This window comes from Hydrogenophaga sp. (assembly GCF_051860785.1).
Classification (GTDB): Bacteria; Pseudomonadota; Gammaproteobacteria; order Burkholderiales; family Burkholderiaceae_C; genus Hydrogenophaga.
Window position 1 is genome coordinate 38615 of record NZ_JBIMLB010000028.1, and the last position, 18638, is coordinate 57252.

An 18638-nucleotide genomic window follows, 5' to 3' on the forward strand; every position below is an offset into this window, starting at 1 on the left:
ATCTAACTCAAAACCACCGAAGACAAGCGGCGCCGGTACGTCGCTACCGTCGGGTCTTCCGGCGGCACCTGGCCTTCGGCCACCTTGGGTTTGGGTGGTTCGATGATGTCGAGGATGGCGATGAAGGTCTTGCGGGCCAGGTCTTCGCTCCAGGCCTTGTCGCGCATCAGGATCTCCAGCAGCTCGTCCATGGCGGGCACCCACTGTCCGTAAGCCATGAGCAGTTGGGCGAGTGCGAAGCGCGAATCGAAGTCGCGTTTGTTCGCGGCAATGGCGGTCTGCAGTTCGGCCGCGCGCGCCTCGGGGTCGGTCACGCTGGCCTGCGCATCGCGCGCGGCCATCCAGCGCTGCAGGGAGTCCAGCCGGCGCACGCCCGCGGCCTTGGCAATGACGGGCGCAAAGGCCACCTTGGCGTCGTCGTCCTGGCCCAGTTCCAGCAGGAGCTTCACCAGGTCGAAGCGTGCATCGTCGTTGTTCGGATCGGTCTGCACGGCCTGCTGGAGTTTTTCCAGCGCGCCTTCGATGTCGCCCTCGGCCAGCGCATCCAGCGCCTCGGCTTCCACCTCTTCGGCCTCGACCTCTTCGGCGCTGGGCAGGTGCTTGTCGAGAAACGCCTTGATCTGGCCTTCGGGCAGCGCGCCCATGAACCCATCGACCGGCTGGCCATTCATGAGCAGCACACAGGTGGGGATGCTGCGGATGCCGAAAGCCGCAGCGAGTTGCTGCTCCTGGTCCGAATCGATCTTGACCAGCTTGAACCGGCCGGCGTAATCCACTTCCAGCTTTTCCAGCAGCGGGCCGATCACTTTGCAGGGGCCGCACCAGGGCGCCCAGAAATCCACCAGCACGGGCGTGTGCTGCGAAGCCTGGATGACTTCGGCTTCGAAATTGGCGACGGTGACGTTGATCATGGGGAGGAACCTGAGGAAAGCGTGCGCGCGGAGGCGGCGCAGGCCAAACGTAAAATCGACACTTTACCGGAGAGCGCACCTTCATGAATCCCATCCAAGTGGGCGTGCTCATGGGTTCCAGCAGCGACTGGGACACCATGCAGCATGCCGTGCAGATCCTGCAGGACTTCGGCATCGAGCACGAGGCGCGGGTGGTCTCGGCGCACCGCATGCCCGACGACATGTTCGCCTATGCCGAATCCGCCGCAGCGCGGGGTCTGAAGGCCATCATTGCCGGCGCCGGCGGTGCGGCCCATCTGCCGGGCATGCTGGCGGCCAAGACGGTGGTGCCGGTGCTCGGCGTGCCGGTGGCCAGCAAGCACCTGAGCGGGGTCGACTCCCTGCACAGCATCGTGCAGATGCCCAAGGGTGTGCCGGTGGCCACGTTCGCCATCGGTGCGGCGGGTGCCGCCAACGCGGCGCTGTTCGCGGTGGCGATGCTGGCGAGCCACGACGTTGCGCTGCGCGAGAAGCTGGAGGCCTTCCGCGCCCAGCAGACCGCCGCCGCCCGCGCCATGAGCCTGCCCTCGACATGAGCCTCAAGACCTTTCTTCCCGGCGGAACATCGCCCGCCGGCCAACCGGTCACGCTGGGCGTGATGGGTGGCGGCCAGCTCGGCCGCATGTTCGTGCAGGCGGCGCAGGCCATGGGCTACACCACCGCCGTGCTCGACCCCGATCCGGCCAGCCCGGCAGGCCTCATCAGCCACCACCACATCAAGACGCCCTACGCCGACGAAGCAGGCCTGGCGCAACTGGCGCAACGCTGCGATGCCATCACCACCGAGTTCGAGAACGTGCCGGCGCCGGCGCTGCAGACGCTGGCGGCACAACGCACGGTGGCGCCATCGGCCGCCTGCGTGGCGGTGGCGCAGGACCGCGTGAAGGAGAAGGCGCACTTCGTGGATTGCGCTGCGCTCAGCGGTGTGAGTCCGGCCCCGCACGCGGTCATCACCACCGACGCCTCGCTGGCCGCCGTGCCTGCCGACCTGCTGCCCGGCATCCTGAAGACCGCGCGCATGGGCTACGACGGCAAGGGCCAGGCCAGGGTGAACACGCGCGAGGAACTCGCCGCCGCCTGGGACGCCATGGACAAGGTGCCCTGCGTGCTGGAAAAAATGCTCAAGCTGCGCGCCGAATGCTCGGTGATCGTGGCGCGCGGCGCCGACGGCGCCACGGTGAGCTTTCCCGTACAGAAGAACACGCACCACGACGGCATCCTTGCATTGACCGAGGTGTTCGAGGGCGCGCTGGACCCGGCGCTGGCGCAGCGTGCGCAGGCCAGCACCGTGGCCATTGCCAACCACCTGCACTACGTGGGGGTGCTGTGCGTGGAGTACTTCGTGGTGGAGAACGCCCAAGGCGCGCTCGACCTCGTGGTCAACGAGATGGCGCCGCGCCCGCACAACAGCGGCCACTACACGCAGAACGCCTGCGACATCTCGCAGTTCGAGGCACAGGTGCGCGCGCTCGCCGGCCTGCCGCTGCCCACGCCGCGCCAGCACAGCCCGGCCATCATGGTCAATCTGCTGGGCGACCTCTGGTTCAAACCCAACGCCGTGCGCACGCAGCGCAGCGAGCGACCCACATCACCACCCTGGGCGCAGGTGCTCGCGCTGCCGGGCACGAACCTGCACCTGTACGGCAAGCTCAGCGCGCGCCCCGGCCGCAAGATGGGCCACCTGAACATCACGGCGCCCAGCGTGGCGCAGGTGCGCGAGACGACGGCCAACGTGCTGACGCTGCTCGGCCTGCCAGCGCTCGAAGCCTGATCGATCACATGCCGCTGCTGCTGCCCGCCAGCGACGACCGCGCCATCGAAGCCGCGGCCCAGCGCCTGGCCGCCGGCTCGCTCGTGGGCCTGCCCACCGAAACGGTGTACGGCCTCGCGGCCGACGCCGACAACGCCACGGCGGTGCACCGCATCTTCGAGGCCAAGGGCCGTCCCAGCGACCATCCGCTGATCGTGCACGTGGCCGCAGGCGCGGGTGCCTCGGGCTGGCGCGCCGGTGTGGACCACTACGCGAGCGAAATGCCGGCGTTTGCCGCCGCGCTCATGCAGGCCTTCTGGCCCGGCCCGCTCACGGTCATCCTCCCGCGCCGAAGCGAAGTGGCCGCCGTGGCCGCCGGTGGACAGGACTCGGTGGGCCTGCGTTGCCCGAGCCATCCGGTGGCGCAGGCGTTGCTGGTGGCGGCTGCACGGCACGGCGTGAACGGCGTGGCCGCGCCCAGCGCCAACCGCTTCGGCCGCGTGAGCCCCACCACCGCGGCCCACGTGGCGGAGGAGTTCACCGCCCTCACCGAAGACGAATTGCTGATCCTTGACGGCGGCGCCTGTCCGGTGGGCATCGAGTCCACCATCGTCGATGCGACACGCGGCCACCCGGTGCTGTTGCGCCCGGGCATGATCACCACCGCGCAACTCGAAGCCGTCTGCGGTCAGCCGGTGCGCTCGCGCGACGAGGCCGCCCCACGCGCATCGGGCACGCTCGAATCGCACTACGCGCCACGCGCCCAGGTGCGGTTGATGGACACCCAGCCCCTGCAGGCTGCGCTCGACGTGCTCGGCAGCGACGCGCGACACATCGCCATCTACGCGCACAGCACGCTGCGCGCGTCACGCGGCGTGTCCGTGCGCCGCATGCCGCTGGACGCGGCGCGCTGCGCACAGGAACTCTTTGCCGTGCTGCGCGAACTCGACGCCACCGGTGTGCGCCTGATCTGGGTGGAAACGCCGCCGGCCGACGCGGCCTGGGACGGCGTGCGCGACCGCCTTCAGCGCGCAGCGGCCTGAACACCCGCTGCGCAGCCTTCCGTTACTTCCAGCCCTTGGCCTCCAGCGCCTGGACCACGATGTTGCCCATCAGCTCGTTGGTGCGTGGCGTGCCGTGGAAGTTGTCCGAGAACACGTAGCTCGTCCACCAGTTGGGCCCGGTTTCACCCACCGGCGGATTCGCACTGAGGAAGCCCACGGTGCAACTGGCAATGTCGTAGGTGGGCAGGCCCTGGCCGTCCACGCCGGTGGCGGGACAAGCCGGCCGCGTGACGTTGGTCAGGCCGTAGGTGGCAGGGGTATCCAGCCATTTGTTGAACTCGGCGTAGAAGTCCACCACCGCCACGCGGCTGTGACCGGCGAAGCGGGTTTTCAGCTGGGTGTTGAACGCCACCACCCACTGCTTCACCAGGGCCTTGATCTGGGCTGCCACGACCGGGCCATTGACCGGGCCATTGGCCAACTCCACTCCAGCGAGCACCGCCAGGAACCGGGGCGTGCGGGTGATGTCGGGCGCGGTGAGCACCACCACGCGCTGCGCATCGCGGTTCAAGGCTTCGGTGGTAATCGCGTTCGCCAGCACGTCGGCCAACCGTGTGGTGTAGGCAACTCCAATCGCCGGCAGGGTGCCTGCAGCCATCATCTCCGCAGGCGTCAGCAACTCACTCGCCAGACCCTGGAAGGCAGCGCCCATGTCGCCGCCCGCCACCAGGTACAACCCCGTCAGGTCGGCCAGGTCGTTGCCACCGCCGTCCACGAGCAAAAGGTCTTCCGGGTTGTAGGGCCGCTGCGTCCGCAGGTCGCGGAGTTGCTGCACCACCGAGAACGGCGTGGTGTCTCCCGCCAGGCCGCTGGGGTTGATGCGCCCTCCGCCCACGCCATAGCTGGTGCAAGAGGTGGCGGCCGGATTCAGCACCACCGTGCTGGGCCCTGTGGCCTGGTAGCGAGCGCACAGTCCCGTCACACCGACGGCGGTGGCCACACGGTCGGTCCAGATCTGGCTGGGCGTCGTTGGGCTGCCCTGCACCGTGAACTTGATGCCAAAAGTACCGCTGTCGTTCAGGCTGTCCCCCACCACCTTCACCGATGAGGTTCGGGGTTGCTGCGGAGCGGGATCGTCGCCCCCACCGCAAGCGACAAGAAGCAAAGCGGCCACCGCCGCGGCCAGACTGGTGCGCAGGAACATGGGTTGTCTCCGGTGATTGTTGTTAAAAGAACGATCGTTCTTTTATGAAGGATACCGGTACCGAATCCGGCTGCACAGAGGGTTAACGCGTCCGATTGAATGAGTACTTTTGTTATCATTTCGCCCTTTTGAGCGATGTGGCCCACCGAGGCAACGCGAACCAGGGAACCCCATGAACCACAGACTTCTGCCCGCACTCGCGCTGGTCTTCGCACTCGCGGGCTGCGGTGGCGGCGGCAATGAAGACGCCACCAGCGTCACACCTTCCACCAACGCCGGGCTGCAACTCACCGTGCCCACGCCGACCTACACCGCGCTGTCGGAAGAGCTGCAGGCGTTCAACACGCTCAACGAGATCCGCAGCCGTTGTGGACATGGCCAGCTTGCCCAGCATGCAGCGCTCGACCTCAGCAGCGCCGGGCACGCCCGGTGGCTCACCTACCACGCGACCTTCGGCCACGAGCAAACCACGGGCTCCCTGCATTTCACTGGCGCAAGTCCTCTGGACCGGATGATCGCGGCAGGCTATCTCCCCAGCGCGTCGCAAGCGGCGGTGTCGGAGCAACTCGCCTACTTCACCAGCGGCGCCGACGGCAACGACACCATCGGCTTCGGCATTCAGGGCACGCGTGGCCTGCTCAATGCGCCCTACCACGCCAATGCCCTGCTCGATGGCTACCGCGATGTGGGCGTGGCGATTCGCAACGCCATCGATGCCGGCGCACCCGACGCCACCCACCCGGGGGCCGGCCGCAGGGCCATCGTTTTCAACACCGGCTACCAGAAAAGCGCGGGCAGCCAGGCCGCTGCGCAGGACGACAACACCGTGCTCACCTACCCCTGCGATGGCGACAGTAACGTCACCCGAGCCCTGTACCACGAGGAACCGAATCCGGTGCCGGGCCGCGATCTTTCGACCAGCCCACTGGGCACCTCGATCATGATCAGCCTCAAGGAAGGACGCACGCTCACGATCGACAGCACCGTCCTCACCAACACCAGCAGCGGCTTCCCCGTGCCGCTGCGCTCACCCATCACGGGCGCCAACGACCCTCTTGGCGCGTTCGGAGCGCACCAGGGTTACGTGGCCGCCGACGCCCCCTTGACTGCCCACACCACCTACCGGGTGTCCCTGAGCGGCAGGAACAACGGCGTGTCGTTTCTCAAGACGTTCACGTTCACGACCGGGGCGGACTGATCAATCCTGCCTGGACGCCCAGACTGCCCGCGCCTTCCCGCTGTTCGAGACCTGCCGAAACGCACCAGCGTCCACGCGCTCAAGCTGCCACACCGTGGTAGCGCCCGGGCCATTCAATGCCGCCGTCACCATTGACGTCAAGGCAAAGCTCTCCAGCTCGTATTCCAGCCGGGTTTCGCCCGTCTCTGCATCCACGCTCATCTGCACCAGGCGAACCTGCGCCAGCTCGGGACTTTCCACCGCATCGAACACGCGGTTCCAGTCGCGCCGCAACAGCCGCAGCGCCGCCTGCTCGCTCGCATGACGAGGATCGACCACGGCAGGCTTCGGTGTCGAGCGCTCCCTGAGCTGTTGCTGCAGCTGCGCCAGCTCTGCCTGCAAGCCCAACCGGACCTGATGCTGCTGCCACAGGCGCCAGCCGGTGTGGCCCAGCAGCGCGACCAGCACCACCGCCGTGATCGCCCAGATGAATTTCCAGGCGCGCGGGGCCACGAACTGGATCTGCACCGGCTTCATGGCAAACGCTCCCAATGACCGGCCCAGACCGCAGGGCCTTCTCGCCAATGCTGCTGAACAGGCAACACCTCGGGGGAGAAGCGCACCTCGATGCCTTCGCCCGGCGTGGTTGGTGCCACGCCCGACGCCACCGCATCCTGCACCACCGCGATCGCTCCAGGCTCGTGCAACGTGAACTGTCGAACTTCTTTGGCTCGACACCCTGGCGCCTGCGTGGCAGCGGCCCACAAGGGCACCAGCGACACGAGATGACCGCGATGCCGTCCTGCCCATTCCACCAGCCGATCCTGCGTTCCCTTCATGAGCGCGGCGGCCAGACCCGCGCGCCCGGTGTCCAGCGCGCACACCAGCGCGTCGGCCTGACCAGCGGGCAGCCCCCAGGCCTGCACTGCCGCCGCCTGTGCCAAAGCCATGACTTCGCTCCAGCGCCTCACACCCTGGGGCAGGGTGAACGGCACCGGCGGGCACAGCGCAGCGCTCAGCGCCACATGCAGGCTCCACGGTCTGCCCTTCACCCGACTGCAAGCCTCGTCCACCTGCGCCAGCACGTCGCCCAGCGGCAGCGTGGCGGACGGCTGCAGGCTCACCAGGGCATGGGAGCGGCGCTTCACCAGCACCGTGCCGACCCCCAGGTAGACGTCCACGCGCTCAGGCCAGCCCGACCACACGGCCCACCTCCTCCAGCGTTGTCCGGCCCTGCGCCACCAATGCGATGGCCTGCACCAGCAGCCGCTCGCTCTCGTTGGCGTACACGGTCTGCTTGAACTCGGTCATGCTGGCCTTGGCCACCATGAGGTCGCGCACTGCGTCACTCAGCACATGCACTTCGGCCAGCACGAAGCGGCCGCGGTAGCCGGTCTGGCGGCAATGCGGGCAGCCGGTGGGCCTGGGCAATCGATCGGGCACCTGCAGACCGAGCGCCTGCAACTGGGCTTGCTCGGGCTCGCTGGTGGCGCGCCAACCCACACAGTGCGGGCACACCTGCCGCAGCAGGCGCTGCACCACGACGCCATTGAGCGCGGAGGCCAGGGCAAAGGCTTCAATGCCGAAATGCTGGAACCGCCCCAGCACGTCGAAGAGGCTGTTGGCGTGCACGGTGGTGAAGACCAGGTGGCCGGTCAGCGACGACTGCACCGCGATCTGCGCGGTCTCGGCATCGCGGATCTCGCCCACCAGGATCTTGTCCGGGTCGTGCCGCAGGATGGAGCGCAGCCCGCTGGCGAACGTGAGCCCTTTCTGTTCGTTCACCGGTATCTGCAGCACGCCGGGCAGCTCGTACTCCACCGGGTCCTCGATGGTGACGATCTTCTCCAGGCCGTCGTTGACCTCGGTGAGTGCGGCGTAGACGGTGGTGGTCTTGCCGCTGCCGGTGGGGCCGGTGATGAGCAGCATGCCGTGGGGCCGCCGGGCCAGATGGCGGATGCGCTGGGCCACGGCCCCTTCGAATCCCAGGCCGTCGAGCGTGACGCCATGGTCGCTGTGGCGCAGTTGTGCCTTGTCCAGCAGGCGCAGCACCGCGTCTTCGCCAAAGATGCTGGGCATGATGGACACGCGCAGGTCGATGGGATCGGCCGCCTGCGGCGGCTGCCAGTGGATGCGCCCGTCCTGCGGGCGGCGCCGCTCGGTGATGTCGAGTTGTGCCATCACCTTGATGCGCGAGATCACTTCCTCGGCCCGCTGGGGATCGGCGAGCTGTTCGCCGGGCGACATGACGCCGTCGAGCCGGTATTTCACCTGCACGCCCTGGCGGTCGGTCTCGAAGTGGATGTCGCTCGCGCCGTCGGCATAGGCGCGCGCGATGGCCGCGTCGACGAAGGCCACCACGGGGCTGGTCTGCGCCGATGGGGCGCTCGAAGACACCGCTTTACCCGCCCCCTGGCGCAGTTGGGCCACCTGCCCTGGCCGCGCCAAACCCAGCCGCGCCTGCAGGTGCGCATGGCGCAGCAAGGTCTGGGTCGCTCCCGGGCTCCACGGGTCTTCGTACAGCAGCACGGTCTGCTGATCCACCTGCAGGCGCCAGCCCGGGGGCTCGCCGGCCAGCGGCACGGCACTGCCCTTCGCGGCCTGCAGCTCGGCATCGGACAGCGTGGCCATGGCGGGCTGCAGCGGCGCAGGAGGGTGTTGCTCCATCTTCATTTCAACCTCGTCGCCATATCGAACACCGGCAGGTACATCATCACGACGATGGTGCCCACCATGAGCGCCACCGCCATCAGCAGCACCGGCTCCACGATGCGGGTGAGGCGCTCCACAAAGAGCTCGAAGCGCTCGCCATGCAGGCGTGAGACGACGTCGGCGGCCAGGTGGAACTGCCCGTTGCGCTCGGCCGCGGCCATCAGGCGCCGGCCCACTTCGTCGCACAGCCCGGCATCGGCCAGCGCCGGGGCCACCGCGCTGCCCTGGGCGATGCGGCCCAGGGCCTGCTGCAGGGCTTGGCTCAGGCGCGCATCCAGCGCAGAACGGCTGGCCACGGCCAGGGCTTCGGTGAGCGGGTAGCCGCCCTTGAGCATGAGGGCCAGGGCCTGGTACATCATGGCCAGCTGGAAGTCGTCGATGCGCCGGCGCATCCAGGGCAGGCGCTGGGCAAGCGCCATCACTTGCCGGCGCGCCGTGCCGCGCCAGACCCACCAGGCCAGCGCGAGCAGGGTCAGGCCCACGGCGGCGAGCGTGGCCGCCTGGTGCTCGCTCACCCACTGGCTCAGGCCAATCATCCAGCTTGTGGCGCCCCCGGCCGCGCCGCGCAGGTTGGTGTACATGCGCGCGAAGTTGGGCATGACCACCAGCAGCAGGAACAGCGAGATGCCCACGCCCAGCGTGGTGACCAACGCGGGGTAGATCGAGGCGCTGACCACCTTGCGCCGCAGTTGCTCGACCAGGGTGTCGAACTTCAGGTAGTCGTTCAAGGCTTGCGCCAGGTCGCTGGTGCGCTCACCCGCGCGCACAGCCGCCACCAGCACGGCGGGTGCACCGGGCATCGACGCCAGCGCCTGGGACAGCGCGGTGCCTTGTTGCAGGCGTTGCAGCAATTGGGCGGCCAGGCTGTCGTGCCGGCCGGCCAGGCGCTCGCGCGCCGAGAGCGTGTCGACCGCCTCCACCAACGTCATGCCGGCCTGGATGAGCGTGCCCACTTCGCGGCAGAACAGCGCGTAGCGACCCCGCCCGCCCGCGGCCGCATGGGAGGCGCGTGCCTTGGCGGCCTTCACGCTGAGCACGGTCAGACCCTGCCCGGCCAGGGTCTGGCGCAGGGCCGTTTCAGACGTGGCCTGCAGAGTCTGTTCCGACACCGTGGCATCACCCAGGCGCACGCTGCGCACGTGAAAGGTGGCGGCGGTGGTCATCGCACCACCTCGGCGCTGGGCCGATGAACGAATTCCCACTCGCTGTACCGGTCGGCTTCGGCCAGGCCAAGCCGGGCCAGCTCGGTGCCGCCGGTGCGGATGGGGCGGTCCTCGCTCAGGCTGTAAATGCCGGCGATGCCGCCATCGGGCGCGGGCACCAGCCCCCAGGTGTTCGTGCGGGTGATGGGGTCTGCGTAGAGCCGGCGCAGGTGCCGCTGCAGCGTGACGAAGCGCCGATCGTCCAGCAAGGCTTCGAGCGAAGGCGGCCAGCGCTTCACGCTGCCGGGGGACTGGTCGTGGTACGCACCGATGGCGGCCTGGTACGCCGCGCCGATGCGCAGCAGTTCGGCTTCTCGATCGCGCTGGGCCTGTTGCGAGACCACGCTCATGACCTGCTGTGAAGCCAGCGCGAGCAGGAACATGGCAGCCAGCACCGCCAACAGGGTGAAACCGTGCTGGCGTGCCGAGGGCGGATGCGGGTGCGGGTGTCGGCGGCTCATGTCTTCACCATTGCTGGAACTCGGAACCGTCCCGCGCCCGGCCCATTGCACCGCTCCTGACGTCGAACACGCCGCTGCGGGCGTCGCCCTGCCGGGTGGGCACCAGAACCCAGGTGTCCGCCCGCTGGGTGATGGGATCTTCGGGAATGGCCCGGATGTAGCGCTGCTCGACCAGTTCGGCGAGCTGGGTGGGGTAGCGGCCCTTGTCGCGGTGGAACTGGTCGATGGTCTGGCGCAGGCCCACCAGGTTCTGCCGCAGCACGGTCTCGCGCGCATCGTCCACACGGTCCAGGTACAGCGGCGTGACGATGGCGGCCAGCACCGCGAGCACGGCCAGCACGACCAGCAGCTCGATGAGCGTGAAACCACGGGCGAGGAAGAAACGCTCACCACGACACATACGGGGTTCCGTCCAGGGCGATGGCATCGGACGACGAGCGCACGTCGAACACGTCGGCACCGGGCTCGGGCCGATCGGGCGTGGACGCGTAGCTGCGCAGGCGCCAGGTCTGCTCGGCGGGCAGCGCCGGGTCGGCAAACGGATCGCGAGGGATCTGGCGCAGGAAGTAGACCTGTCGTGGGCTGCCGGGTGAGCGGGCGTCGTTCACGCCAAGTGCGAGCGACTGCAGCGTGGGCGGGTATCCCGAGCCGGTCCCATCGCGGGCAATCTCGCCCCGGTCGACGGATCGCTTGTGTTCGTCGATCGCATCCCGGATCTGCCACAGCGCGCGGCGCAGTTCGCGCTCCTTCTGCGCCGTCACCTGGCTCTCGCCCAGCGGCAGGATGGCCGCAGCCAGGATGCCGAGGATGCCCATCACCACCAGCAGTTCGATGAGGGTGAAGCCGCGCTGGATGCCCTTCCCCCTCATGGAACCTGCACGCTCCAGACCGGCGGGCTCGTGGACGGCACCACACCATTCACGCCCAGCGCTTCGAACTTCTGGAAGCTCAACTCCGCCTTGCCCGCCTCCAACACCTTGAAGCGCACCAGCACCACATCCCCCTCGCCCGTCACGCCACCTTCTGCGTTGCTGAGCAAACCGACGCTGACGCGCCCTTCGCTGGTGTTGACCGCATGCGTGAAGCTGCTGGCCGCTTCCGATTGCTTGAAGTAAGCACCCTCGGCAATGCCCTCCACCTGCAAGGTCTTGTTCGAATAGCGCAGATCCATGGGCATGCCCTTGAGCGGCAAACCCGAGGTCGCGTGAACCGCCACGGTGAACACATCGCCCACCTTGACCTGATCAGGCCCCTTCAAGCTCACGCTCAGTGTCCCGGGCACTGCCGCTGCCTTCTGCTTCGCGCTTTCCGTCGTCGAGACCACGGACCCCGACGGCGCTGAGGCACTTGCCACGGCATGCGTTGGCGCCATGCGGGGCCGGGTGAAGTTTTCCGTGCCCACCCACATCACGGCCTGGTCCGCATCGGGTCGCGCGGCACTGCGCAGGATGCGCGGCGTGATGGCCAATACAAGTTCGGTGCGGCGGCTGTCGTCCTTCTGGCTGGAGAACAGGCGCCCGGCCAGAGGCAGGTCTCCGAGACCCGGCACACGATTGGCGGTGGCGCGGTCTTCGTTGCTGATGAGGCCACCCAGCACCTGCGTTTCGCCATCACGAAGCCGCAGCGTGGTGTTGGCATTGCGCGTGCCGATCTGGTAGGCCACCGAACCGCCGGCGGTGCGCACTTCGCCAGCCAGCGCGCTCACCTCCAGGCCGAGCTTGATGGTGACCTCATCGTCTGGCGACACGGTGGGCTCCACGTCGAATTTCAGACCCACGTCCAGATAGCTCACGTTCTCCGAAACAAAGCCGTTGGCACCAGCGGTGGTGGTGATCACCGGCACCTTGTCGCCAATCAGGATCGTGGCCTTCTGCTTGCTGCGGGTGCGGATGCGTGGGTTGGCCAGCGTGTTGAAGTCACCCACCTCGCGCCGCAGGTTCACCATCAGCCCGGCCACCGTCAGGCCCACGCGGCTCGAATCGAGACTGCGAAAACTGTCCACCGTGAGCCCGGTCTGTCCCTGCGCGGCCAGTGGTGTGAGCGAGAAACTGCTGGGGAAGTTGACGCCCAGTTCCGTGAGGCGCGAGGTCTTCACCTCCAGCACCTCCACCTCCAGCATCACCTCGGCTTCACCCTGATCGTGCAGAGCCACCAGCCGTTCGGCCAGGGCCACGATCTCGGGCGGCTCGCGCAGCGCAATCAGGTTGGCGCGCTCGTCCACGAAGGGCGGCTGGATGCGCAGCATGTTCTGCAACAGCGTGGCCGTGGTCTTGGCCTCGGCATGCGCCAGATGGAACACACGCACTACCTGCTCGCGATGCTGGCGGTGTTTCTCCGGCGTGTTCGGGTAGATCAGCACGGTGCGCGCATTCACGATGCGGCGAGAAAGCTGAAAGGCGCCCAGCACCAGGTCGATCGCGTCTTCCACCCGTGCCGTGCGGATGAACACGCTGGCCCGCTGGTCCATCGGCACATCACGGTCCAGCACAAAGCTGATGCCGCTGCCGTCGCGCAAGGCCTCCAGCAGCGACGACAGCGGCGCATTGCGAAAGTCCAGGCTGATTGGCCGCGTCTCGGCCAGGGCCAGCCGGTAACCATCGCCCGCACTGGCCTGATTCTCGGCGTCCAGTTGCCGCTTGAGCGCCTGCAGACCGGCGTGACGCGGCATGTCCGCCAAGGCCGTCTGCAACGCGGCCAAGGCGCCCCCCCGGTTGCCAGCCGCCAGCATCTCGCGCGCGGACTGCAGCACACCCTGAGCGCGCCGCTCGTGAACCAGATCGGCCTGCAGGTCGGCCACGCGCATGTTCCCAGGATCCAGTTGCCCAGCGCGCTCCAGCGTGGCTGCGGCTGCATCGTGCTGGCCGCGCAGACGCTCCTGCGTCGATTGCGCCACCAGCCGCGCCACGGCATCGCTGCGTGCGGCCACCAGCCCGGCGCGCAACGTCACACTCTCCGGGTACTGCACCACGCCATCCTGCAAGGTCTTGATGGCCGACTCGTATCGCCCCTCGCGCAACTGCGCCGTGGCCTCATCGCGGATCAGTTGCTGGGCGCAGCCACCCAGACCCAGCAACAACAACCCCACCCCCAGCGGCTGACACCACCACCAGCCGCGCACGGGCACGCCCTCTCCCTCAATGCTTGTCGTCATGGTTCTGTTCGACCTACCAGGTTTCAAAGCGGGGCGCTGCGGGCACCGCCAGTTGCATCAGGTGCTGCGTCTGCGGGTTCAGCAACTCCACCACGCGGTCCGACATGCGCTCGACCCGGTAACCGTTGCCCAGCTCCTTGCCCACCTCCAGCGCGACGGGGCGGCCATCCTCCAGCTGGACCATCACCAGCCAGCGCCCATCGGCCGTGCGCATGCGACCCACGTACGCCAGGGTGGGCGGAGGTGGCATCACCGGTTGAATGGGGGCGGCCTCCAGCACGAGCGGCTGCAGCACCACCGGAGGCAACGGCGGCCCGCTCGCGGCGACAGGCGCCAGTTCGAAAGGATCGCGTTGCGCCGGCCGGATGTCCGCGCGAAGTGGGTGGTGCGGCATGGCGTTGGCAGTTGCCTGAAGCAGGTATTGAGGTTCCGCGCTCGCCAGCGACAGCACCATCGACCCAACGACCGTCAGCACCACACGCTCAATCCCGCACATACAGCACCCAGACCATGTGTGCCTCGACACCGCCCATCGGCATGGGACCACCCGCCACCGGCTGAAGCCGCAGCGACTGCACCGCCAGCGAAGGAAACCGGGCCAGCAACCCACCCTGCCAATTCTTCAGATCGGCATAGCGGCCCGAAGCCGCCACCTCCAGGCTCACCCGACCCCAGGCCCTTTCGGAGGATGCCCCATGAGACAAGGACAGCGTGCGCAACACCAGCCCGTTCACGATCGCCTGCTCGCTCATGGCTTGCGTCAAGGCCTCGACAGAAACACGCTCCGGCCAGGTCGCGGCCAGCCGCACATCGCTCACGCCTTCGAGGGAGGCAAGTCTGTCTGCTTGAAGCTGAAGCGTCGTGTCCGCCAGTGCCCGCTGCGTGTGCGCCACCCATCGCTGACTCGCATTCGTGATCAAAAGCACCGCAGCACCAGCTGCAGCGCAAAGCACCAGACCTCCCAAGAAGTGGACTCCGATGGGCCGATGGGAAAGGGGCTGCAATGGCATCGAGAAACCGCTCCGAGGATCTGGGGACCGTTGCTCAGGCCGCCTGCGCGATCAGCCTGCCCATGCGCTTGAACTCGAGACCTTTGAGCCGCAACCGTTCCACGCGCGACTTGAACGCGGGCCGCGCGAACAACTGTTGCGCACAGGAAGGCCTCGCCAGGGTAAACAGCTCATGCCGCCAGGCTTTTGGATCGCACACCGTCAGCGTTTGCATCATCACCGCCTCCCCGTTCAGAGCATGCATGGCCGCGGAGCCTTCTTCGTCGATCTCCGTCACCGTGACCAGACAATTCAACAACCACCAGCGCTCCTGCGCCACCACGATGGGCAAAAACTCCCAATGCGCATCCAGCGCGACCCACGGAAACAGCGCATCCTTCACGTCGCTCCGCATCGCCAGAATCCCGCGCGCGTAAATCGTGCAGATCTCCGGCAGGGATACCCCCTTCTTGCCGGCCGGCTGGAAGGCAAATTCCAGGGGTTTCCACGTAGGAAGCAAGGACGCGCGATGCATCCTTTCAAACAAGCCAGGGCATCCCGAAGGGTCTCGCAAGAGCAGGCGCTGAGACGAGCTGGAGGCGTGCACCGAAAAGAGGTGTTCCGTGTTCATTCGCAAAGACCCCTTTACTCCCGCACGGCCCACTCGGTGAAATCGATGGCGGTGTGGTACCCGTCACTTTCCAAAGGAGAAGCCAGGTCGTCATCGAAGAGCTTGCCGTCCTTGAGCAAGGAGATCGTTCGAGTCGAATTAAACAAACTTATTTCCTCAATTCCCATTTTTGTGTAGCAATAGCAACCAAAATCCCTCCCCTAATATATATAAGGGGCATGATGAATATCTTTGCCCAGAATGGCCCCGGCCCTAATAATCCCAGTGGAAGAAGAAAAAAGACAAGTGAGCCATACAGAGCAGAAAGCCAGAAGTATTTTTTATTCCGCACCGCTCGATGCCTCGCGCCGCATTCCTCACAAGACACGTGAAACAGCGTCATGCCACGAAGCCGGGTACCACATTGCTCGCAGTTATTGCCCATCAGCGCACTCCAACAAGTATTGCTCTCAACACTGCGGCTTAATCACCAAGGTTATGGATCCCACCCCCATCATCCCGGTATGCAGTCAAGGCCTCCAATATCACCGCCTCTGCACTCAGATCAATCTGAACGCTGCCGTTTTCTGTGTATAGACGAACTAAAGGCCCCCTCTCCTTCTATGCGGAGCTTCCGTTCTTTCGTACCACCTCCTGGCTGACCGTAGGCAGGCACAACCGTTGATGGAGGTGACCGGCGGGGACTGCCTACGATACGCATTAATGAAATCTGACCCCATTTTTATAAACGGAAGTTGCATTTGAGATCATCATCGAAATATAAAAATCTATTCGCGCACTGAATTCATTAAACTAGTGTTGCACTTGGGGATTGACTCCGCCGCGACCTATTTATCGCATTGGGCGCCTTATTTCATTGCCTTAGATCAACCAATAGCTGTTTGGCACGCGTGTAGTCAAGCGACTGAGTAAGCAACGGATTAGCAAGTTCAAATAGCAAACTCTCAATTTCTTGCTTAAAATCTAGCTCAATCCGGACATCGTCTCTCCCTTCAATCCGATTTGCCCATAGCTCAACAGAGGTCTGTGGAATATCACCTCGAAGATATCGCTGCAACACATTCGCAAGATGCCTCCTCGTTAGCTCCACTCCCATTCCCTCATAGTCCCATTTCATTTCAGAAAGTCGTTGAATAGCCTCTTCGAGAGGCACGTTCATAGCAAGCAGATCATCTACAAGAGCGAGCCGCAGTATTTCTTCAGTCTTCATGTAGAACAAATGGAGTCTGACCCTATTTATCTGACCCTATTTATCCTGGCATCTACCCGAACTAGGGTAAGCGATGGATGTAGACACCCAATTGGGAGACCGCTGAGAAGTGAGCTTTTCCAGCACTAAACGGAGATATTGGGAAACCATCGGTCTCAGCCTCATCCGCTACCGCAGTCAATAGTTCAGCAAGCATTCGCAATGCTCTTACGGGGCCTTCAATCAATACAGAAGACGGCGGATCGCCATCTTCATCGTCTAAAAGGTGGATAGTGAGGTCCGTTCTCTTTTCAGAATTGCGTTCGCAAATTTCATCGACTTTCATTGCGACCCCATTTATGTCCATCGCATCAACTCAACGCAGCAGCTTAATATACCCATCATGCCTCACCAAAAGAATCCAACTGAGAGAATCATCAAAGATATCTATGCTGTCAACATTTGGATACCATATATCATAAAAATTGTTAGACACATCGTTGCGCTTGAGTCTGTCGATTTGGTCATAACGATACCAATTTATGTATACAGCATCCTCTGCATCGATTCCGCAAGAATCAAGCAGTGCATTTAGATCGAAATTCTCGCTGGCGTTTGCCTTGGCTTCACAAGGTCTTGCCATGCTGTCAATGGTTTTTACCAAAGTCAATCCATCCGTGGAATTTGGCAAAGAAAGTTTTTCGCAGATAGATTGAGCCAAAGTGGAGCAAGCGACCTTACTCAAAGACTCATACTCAGGAAACTTATTCCCGCAATGGTCTTTCAAGAAGTTTTCGATTTTTATCTTTTCCATATTTAGTTTCCAATCGGAATGGCACCGCTACGCCCACCTTTTCCTCGTTTTCCGTTGGTGTAGTCCCACCAATTGAAATGGTGTTTTGATTCGGCATCCCCTTGCGCAGCACCATCGTGTGGTGGGTCTAGTCGGTATCCCTTCTTTGAATCGCCCGCTTGAGGGCTTCCAAATTTGCCTTCTTCCCCTTTAGGCAGTTTTCCGACCTCATCGTGGACCTTATCCAATGCGTCTTTGTAGTCCGAGAGAGGTGGCTTGGCATCGCTCGTCCCCTCCCCCTCCACAGACAATACGCCAACCAGCTTCCGCATGCTGTCGGCGACGGCAGTGAACGCCAGCCCTCTTGCCACCCACCCCATCAGGATGGCCGAACCTTCAAGTGCCGCGGGAACAAAGAACGCCGCGGCTGGCGCTACAGCAACGAGACTGGCGCGATGTTCTTCTGCTCTCTTGTAAGCCGCGAACTCGCTGCGGACTCCCTCAGCTACGTAACGTGCGGCATACCCTGCAAATGCATTGCCTGCCCCATGCCGGCACGATCCACCCTGATTTGCAGCTGCAAGACATCCGCCAAGAGCGGCCCCGTAGGCGCGCCATCCCATGCTGTTAGCGCCGTATTCAAGCAGCGATGAACCAGCCCCTCGCCCACAGTTGCCACCGTTCGCATATGCCACCACGCAACCGCTCGCTGCCGATATGGCGATTTGCGAAGTAAGCGTATCGCCCCCAGGGATGAAGCTGACCACCATGCCTGCAATCCCTCCGGACTTGTAGCCCTGGTAGGCATTGACCGCCATGGTGCAGTACCCCGAACAGCCCATGACATCAGCGACCGCGGCGGCGATTCTGATCACCACGGACTTGAAGAATTTCTTGAAGAAATAGCCACTCGGATCGGTGTATGCCAGCGGGTTGTTGAGCACGTAGGCATAGCGGTTGTAGCTCTGCAGGTTGCCCGGTGCCTGGATGAAGGGGTCGGCGCTCATGAAGCGGCCGATGAGCGGGTCGTAGATGCGCCCGTTCATGTGCACGATGCCCATCTCGTCGAGGTGCTCGTGCATGGTGTAGCCGCGGTCGGTGGCCACGCCGTAGAGCGCATCGAGCGGATCGGGCGTGCCGTTGGCGTTCCTGCGCTTGCCCCAGGGGTCGTAGGCCAAGCGTTCGACCACGGTGCCGCTCTCGTCGGTGATGACGGCGATCGAGCCCAGGTGGTCGTGGTGGAAGTAGCTCGTGCTGGTGGCAGGCTTGCCGTTGAGGTTGTTTCCTTCGCGTTTGACATACAAGGCGAAGGTGATGCCGGCCGCACTGAGGTAGTGCTTGTGCTCGGTGGTGCCGTTGGCCTTGACTTCCTTCTCGTAGGTCAGGCCCTGGCTGTCGGTGCCGTTCAAGTACCAGGTGGTGCCG

General features: G+C 64.8%; 21 protein-coding genes. 4 read left to right on the forward strand and 17 right to left on the reverse strand.

What is annotated here, in order from left to right:
* Positions 1 to 2: 2 nt before the first annotated feature.
* Complete coding sequence (trxA, locus tag ACTIF6_RS24530) at positions 3 to 911, reverse strand: thioredoxin (protein ID WP_439590374.1); 909 nt, start codon at positions 909 to 911, stop codon at positions 3 to 5.
* Positions 912 to 994: 83 nt separating this feature from the next.
* On the opposite strand from trxA, the gene purE reads away from it, so the two are divergent.
* The 3 genes from purE to ACTIF6_RS24545 are packed head-to-tail and all read left to right on the forward strand — an operon-like array spanning position 995 to position 3743.
* The gene (gene purE, locus ACTIF6_RS24535) at positions 995 to 1486 is read left to right on the forward strand and encodes a 5-(carboxyamino)imidazole ribonucleotide mutase (RefSeq protein ID WP_439590375.1); all 492 of its coding nucleotides are present in this window, start codon (positions 995 to 997) and stop codon (positions 1484 to 1486) included.
* The gene (locus ACTIF6_RS24540) at positions 1483 to 2721 is read left to right on the forward strand and encodes a 5-(carboxyamino)imidazole ribonucleotide synthase (RefSeq protein ID WP_439590376.1); all 1239 of its coding nucleotides are present in this window, start codon (positions 1483 to 1485) and stop codon (positions 2719 to 2721) included. The genes purE and ACTIF6_RS24540 overlap by 4 nt, the downstream gene beginning before the upstream one ends.
* Positions 2722 to 2735: 14 nt before the next feature.
* On the forward strand, positions 2736 to 3743 hold the full coding sequence (locus ACTIF6_RS24545) for an L-threonylcarbamoyladenylate synthase (RefSeq protein ID WP_439590394.1): 1008 nt from the start codon (positions 2736 to 2738) through the stop codon (positions 3741 to 3743).
* Positions 3744 to 3765: 22 nt separating this feature from the next.
* Here the strand turns inward: ACTIF6_RS24545 and ACTIF6_RS24550 are convergent, their stop codons facing one another.
* The gene (locus tag ACTIF6_RS24550) at positions 3766 to 4908 is read right to left on the reverse strand and encodes an SGNH/GDSL hydrolase family protein (protein ID WP_439590377.1); all 1143 of its coding nucleotides are present in this window, start codon (positions 4906 to 4908) and stop codon (positions 3766 to 3768) included.
* A 172-nt stretch (positions 4909 to 5080) separates the two neighbouring features.
* Between ACTIF6_RS24550 and ACTIF6_RS24555 the strand changes: the two genes are divergently transcribed.
* Positions 5081 to 6106 (forward strand): CAP domain-containing protein, encoded by a 1026-nt coding sequence (locus tag ACTIF6_RS24555; RefSeq protein ID WP_439590378.1) that lies wholly within the window; start codon positions 5081 to 5083, stop codon positions 6104 to 6106.
* On the opposite strand, the gene ACTIF6_RS24560 is transcribed toward ACTIF6_RS24555, so the two are convergent.
* The 15 genes from ACTIF6_RS24560 to ACTIF6_RS24630 form a co-directional block, all read right to left on the reverse strand.
* Positions 6107 to 6622: a hypothetical protein gene (locus ACTIF6_RS24560; protein WP_439590379.1), complete on the reverse strand. Its 516-nt coding sequence runs from the start codon at positions 6620 to 6622 to the stop codon at positions 6107 to 6109.
* Complete coding sequence (locus ACTIF6_RS24565) at positions 6619 to 7290, reverse strand: hypothetical protein (protein WP_439590380.1); 672 nt, start codon at positions 7288 to 7290, stop codon at positions 6619 to 6621. Before ACTIF6_RS24565 ends, ACTIF6_RS24560 begins: the two co-directional genes overlap by 4 nt.
* On the reverse strand, positions 7271 to 8758 hold the full coding sequence (locus tag ACTIF6_RS24570) for a GspE/PulE family protein (RefSeq protein WP_439590381.1): 1488 nt from the start codon (positions 8756 to 8758) through the stop codon (positions 7271 to 7273). Before ACTIF6_RS24570 ends, ACTIF6_RS24565 begins: the two co-directional genes overlap by 20 nt.
* Entirely contained in the window at positions 8755 to 9960 is a 1206-nt protein-coding gene (locus ACTIF6_RS24575) for a type II secretion system F family protein (RefSeq protein WP_439590382.1), read from the reverse strand. Before ACTIF6_RS24575 ends, ACTIF6_RS24570 begins: the two co-directional genes overlap by 4 nt.
* Entirely contained in the window at positions 9957 to 10460 is a 504-nt protein-coding gene (locus ACTIF6_RS24580; protein ID WP_439590383.1) for a prepilin-type N-terminal cleavage/methylation domain-containing protein, read from the reverse strand. The genes ACTIF6_RS24575 and ACTIF6_RS24580 overlap by 4 nt, the downstream gene beginning before the upstream one ends.
* Positions 10461 to 10464: 4 nt before the next feature.
* Positions 10465 to 10860, reverse strand: coding sequence for a prepilin-type N-terminal cleavage/methylation domain-containing protein (locus ACTIF6_RS24585; RefSeq protein ID WP_439590384.1), 396 nt, complete (start codon positions 10858 to 10860; stop codon positions 10465 to 10467).
* On the reverse strand, positions 10847 to 11329 hold the full coding sequence (locus ACTIF6_RS24590; protein ID WP_439590385.1) for a type II secretion system protein: 483 nt from the start codon (positions 11327 to 11329) through the stop codon (positions 10847 to 10849). The genes ACTIF6_RS24585 and ACTIF6_RS24590 overlap by 14 nt, the downstream gene beginning before the upstream one ends.
* Complete coding sequence (locus ACTIF6_RS24595) at positions 11326 to 13611, reverse strand: cohesin domain-containing protein (protein ID WP_439590386.1); 2286 nt, start codon at positions 13609 to 13611, stop codon at positions 11326 to 11328. The genes ACTIF6_RS24590 and ACTIF6_RS24595 overlap by 4 nt, the downstream gene beginning before the upstream one ends.
* A 13-nt stretch (positions 13612 to 13624) precedes the next feature.
* Positions 13625 to 14086, reverse strand: a complete 462-nt coding sequence (locus ACTIF6_RS24600; protein ID WP_439590387.1) for a hypothetical protein — start codon at positions 14084 to 14086, stop codon at positions 13625 to 13627.
* Positions 14087 to 14093: 7 nt separating this feature from the next.
* Positions 14094 to 14537, reverse strand: coding sequence for a hypothetical protein (locus ACTIF6_RS24605; protein WP_439590388.1), 444 nt, complete (start codon positions 14535 to 14537; stop codon positions 14094 to 14096).
* A 118-nt stretch (positions 14538 to 14655) separates the two neighbouring features.
* A complete protein-coding gene (locus ACTIF6_RS24610) occupies positions 14656 to 15231 on the reverse strand; it encodes a hypothetical protein (RefSeq protein WP_439590389.1) in 576 nt (191 codons plus the stop codon).
* Between the two features lie 853 nt (positions 15232 to 16084).
* Complete coding sequence (locus tag ACTIF6_RS24615; protein WP_439590390.1) at positions 16085 to 16441, reverse strand: hypothetical protein; 357 nt, start codon at positions 16439 to 16441, stop codon at positions 16085 to 16087.
* 61 nt (positions 16442 to 16502) lie between these two features.
* Positions 16503 to 16766, reverse strand: coding sequence for a hypothetical protein (locus ACTIF6_RS24620; protein ID WP_439590391.1), 264 nt, complete (start codon positions 16764 to 16766; stop codon positions 16503 to 16505).
* 30 nt (positions 16767 to 16796) lie between these two features.
* Positions 16797 to 17234: a hypothetical protein gene (locus ACTIF6_RS24625; RefSeq protein ID WP_439590392.1), complete on the reverse strand. Its 438-nt coding sequence runs from the start codon at positions 17232 to 17234 to the stop codon at positions 16797 to 16799.
* A gap of 2 nt (positions 17235 to 17236) precedes the next feature.
* On the reverse strand, positions 17237 to 18638 hold a 1402-nt coding region (locus tag ACTIF6_RS24630), incomplete at its 5' end, for an RHS repeat-associated core domain-containing protein (RefSeq protein WP_439590393.1).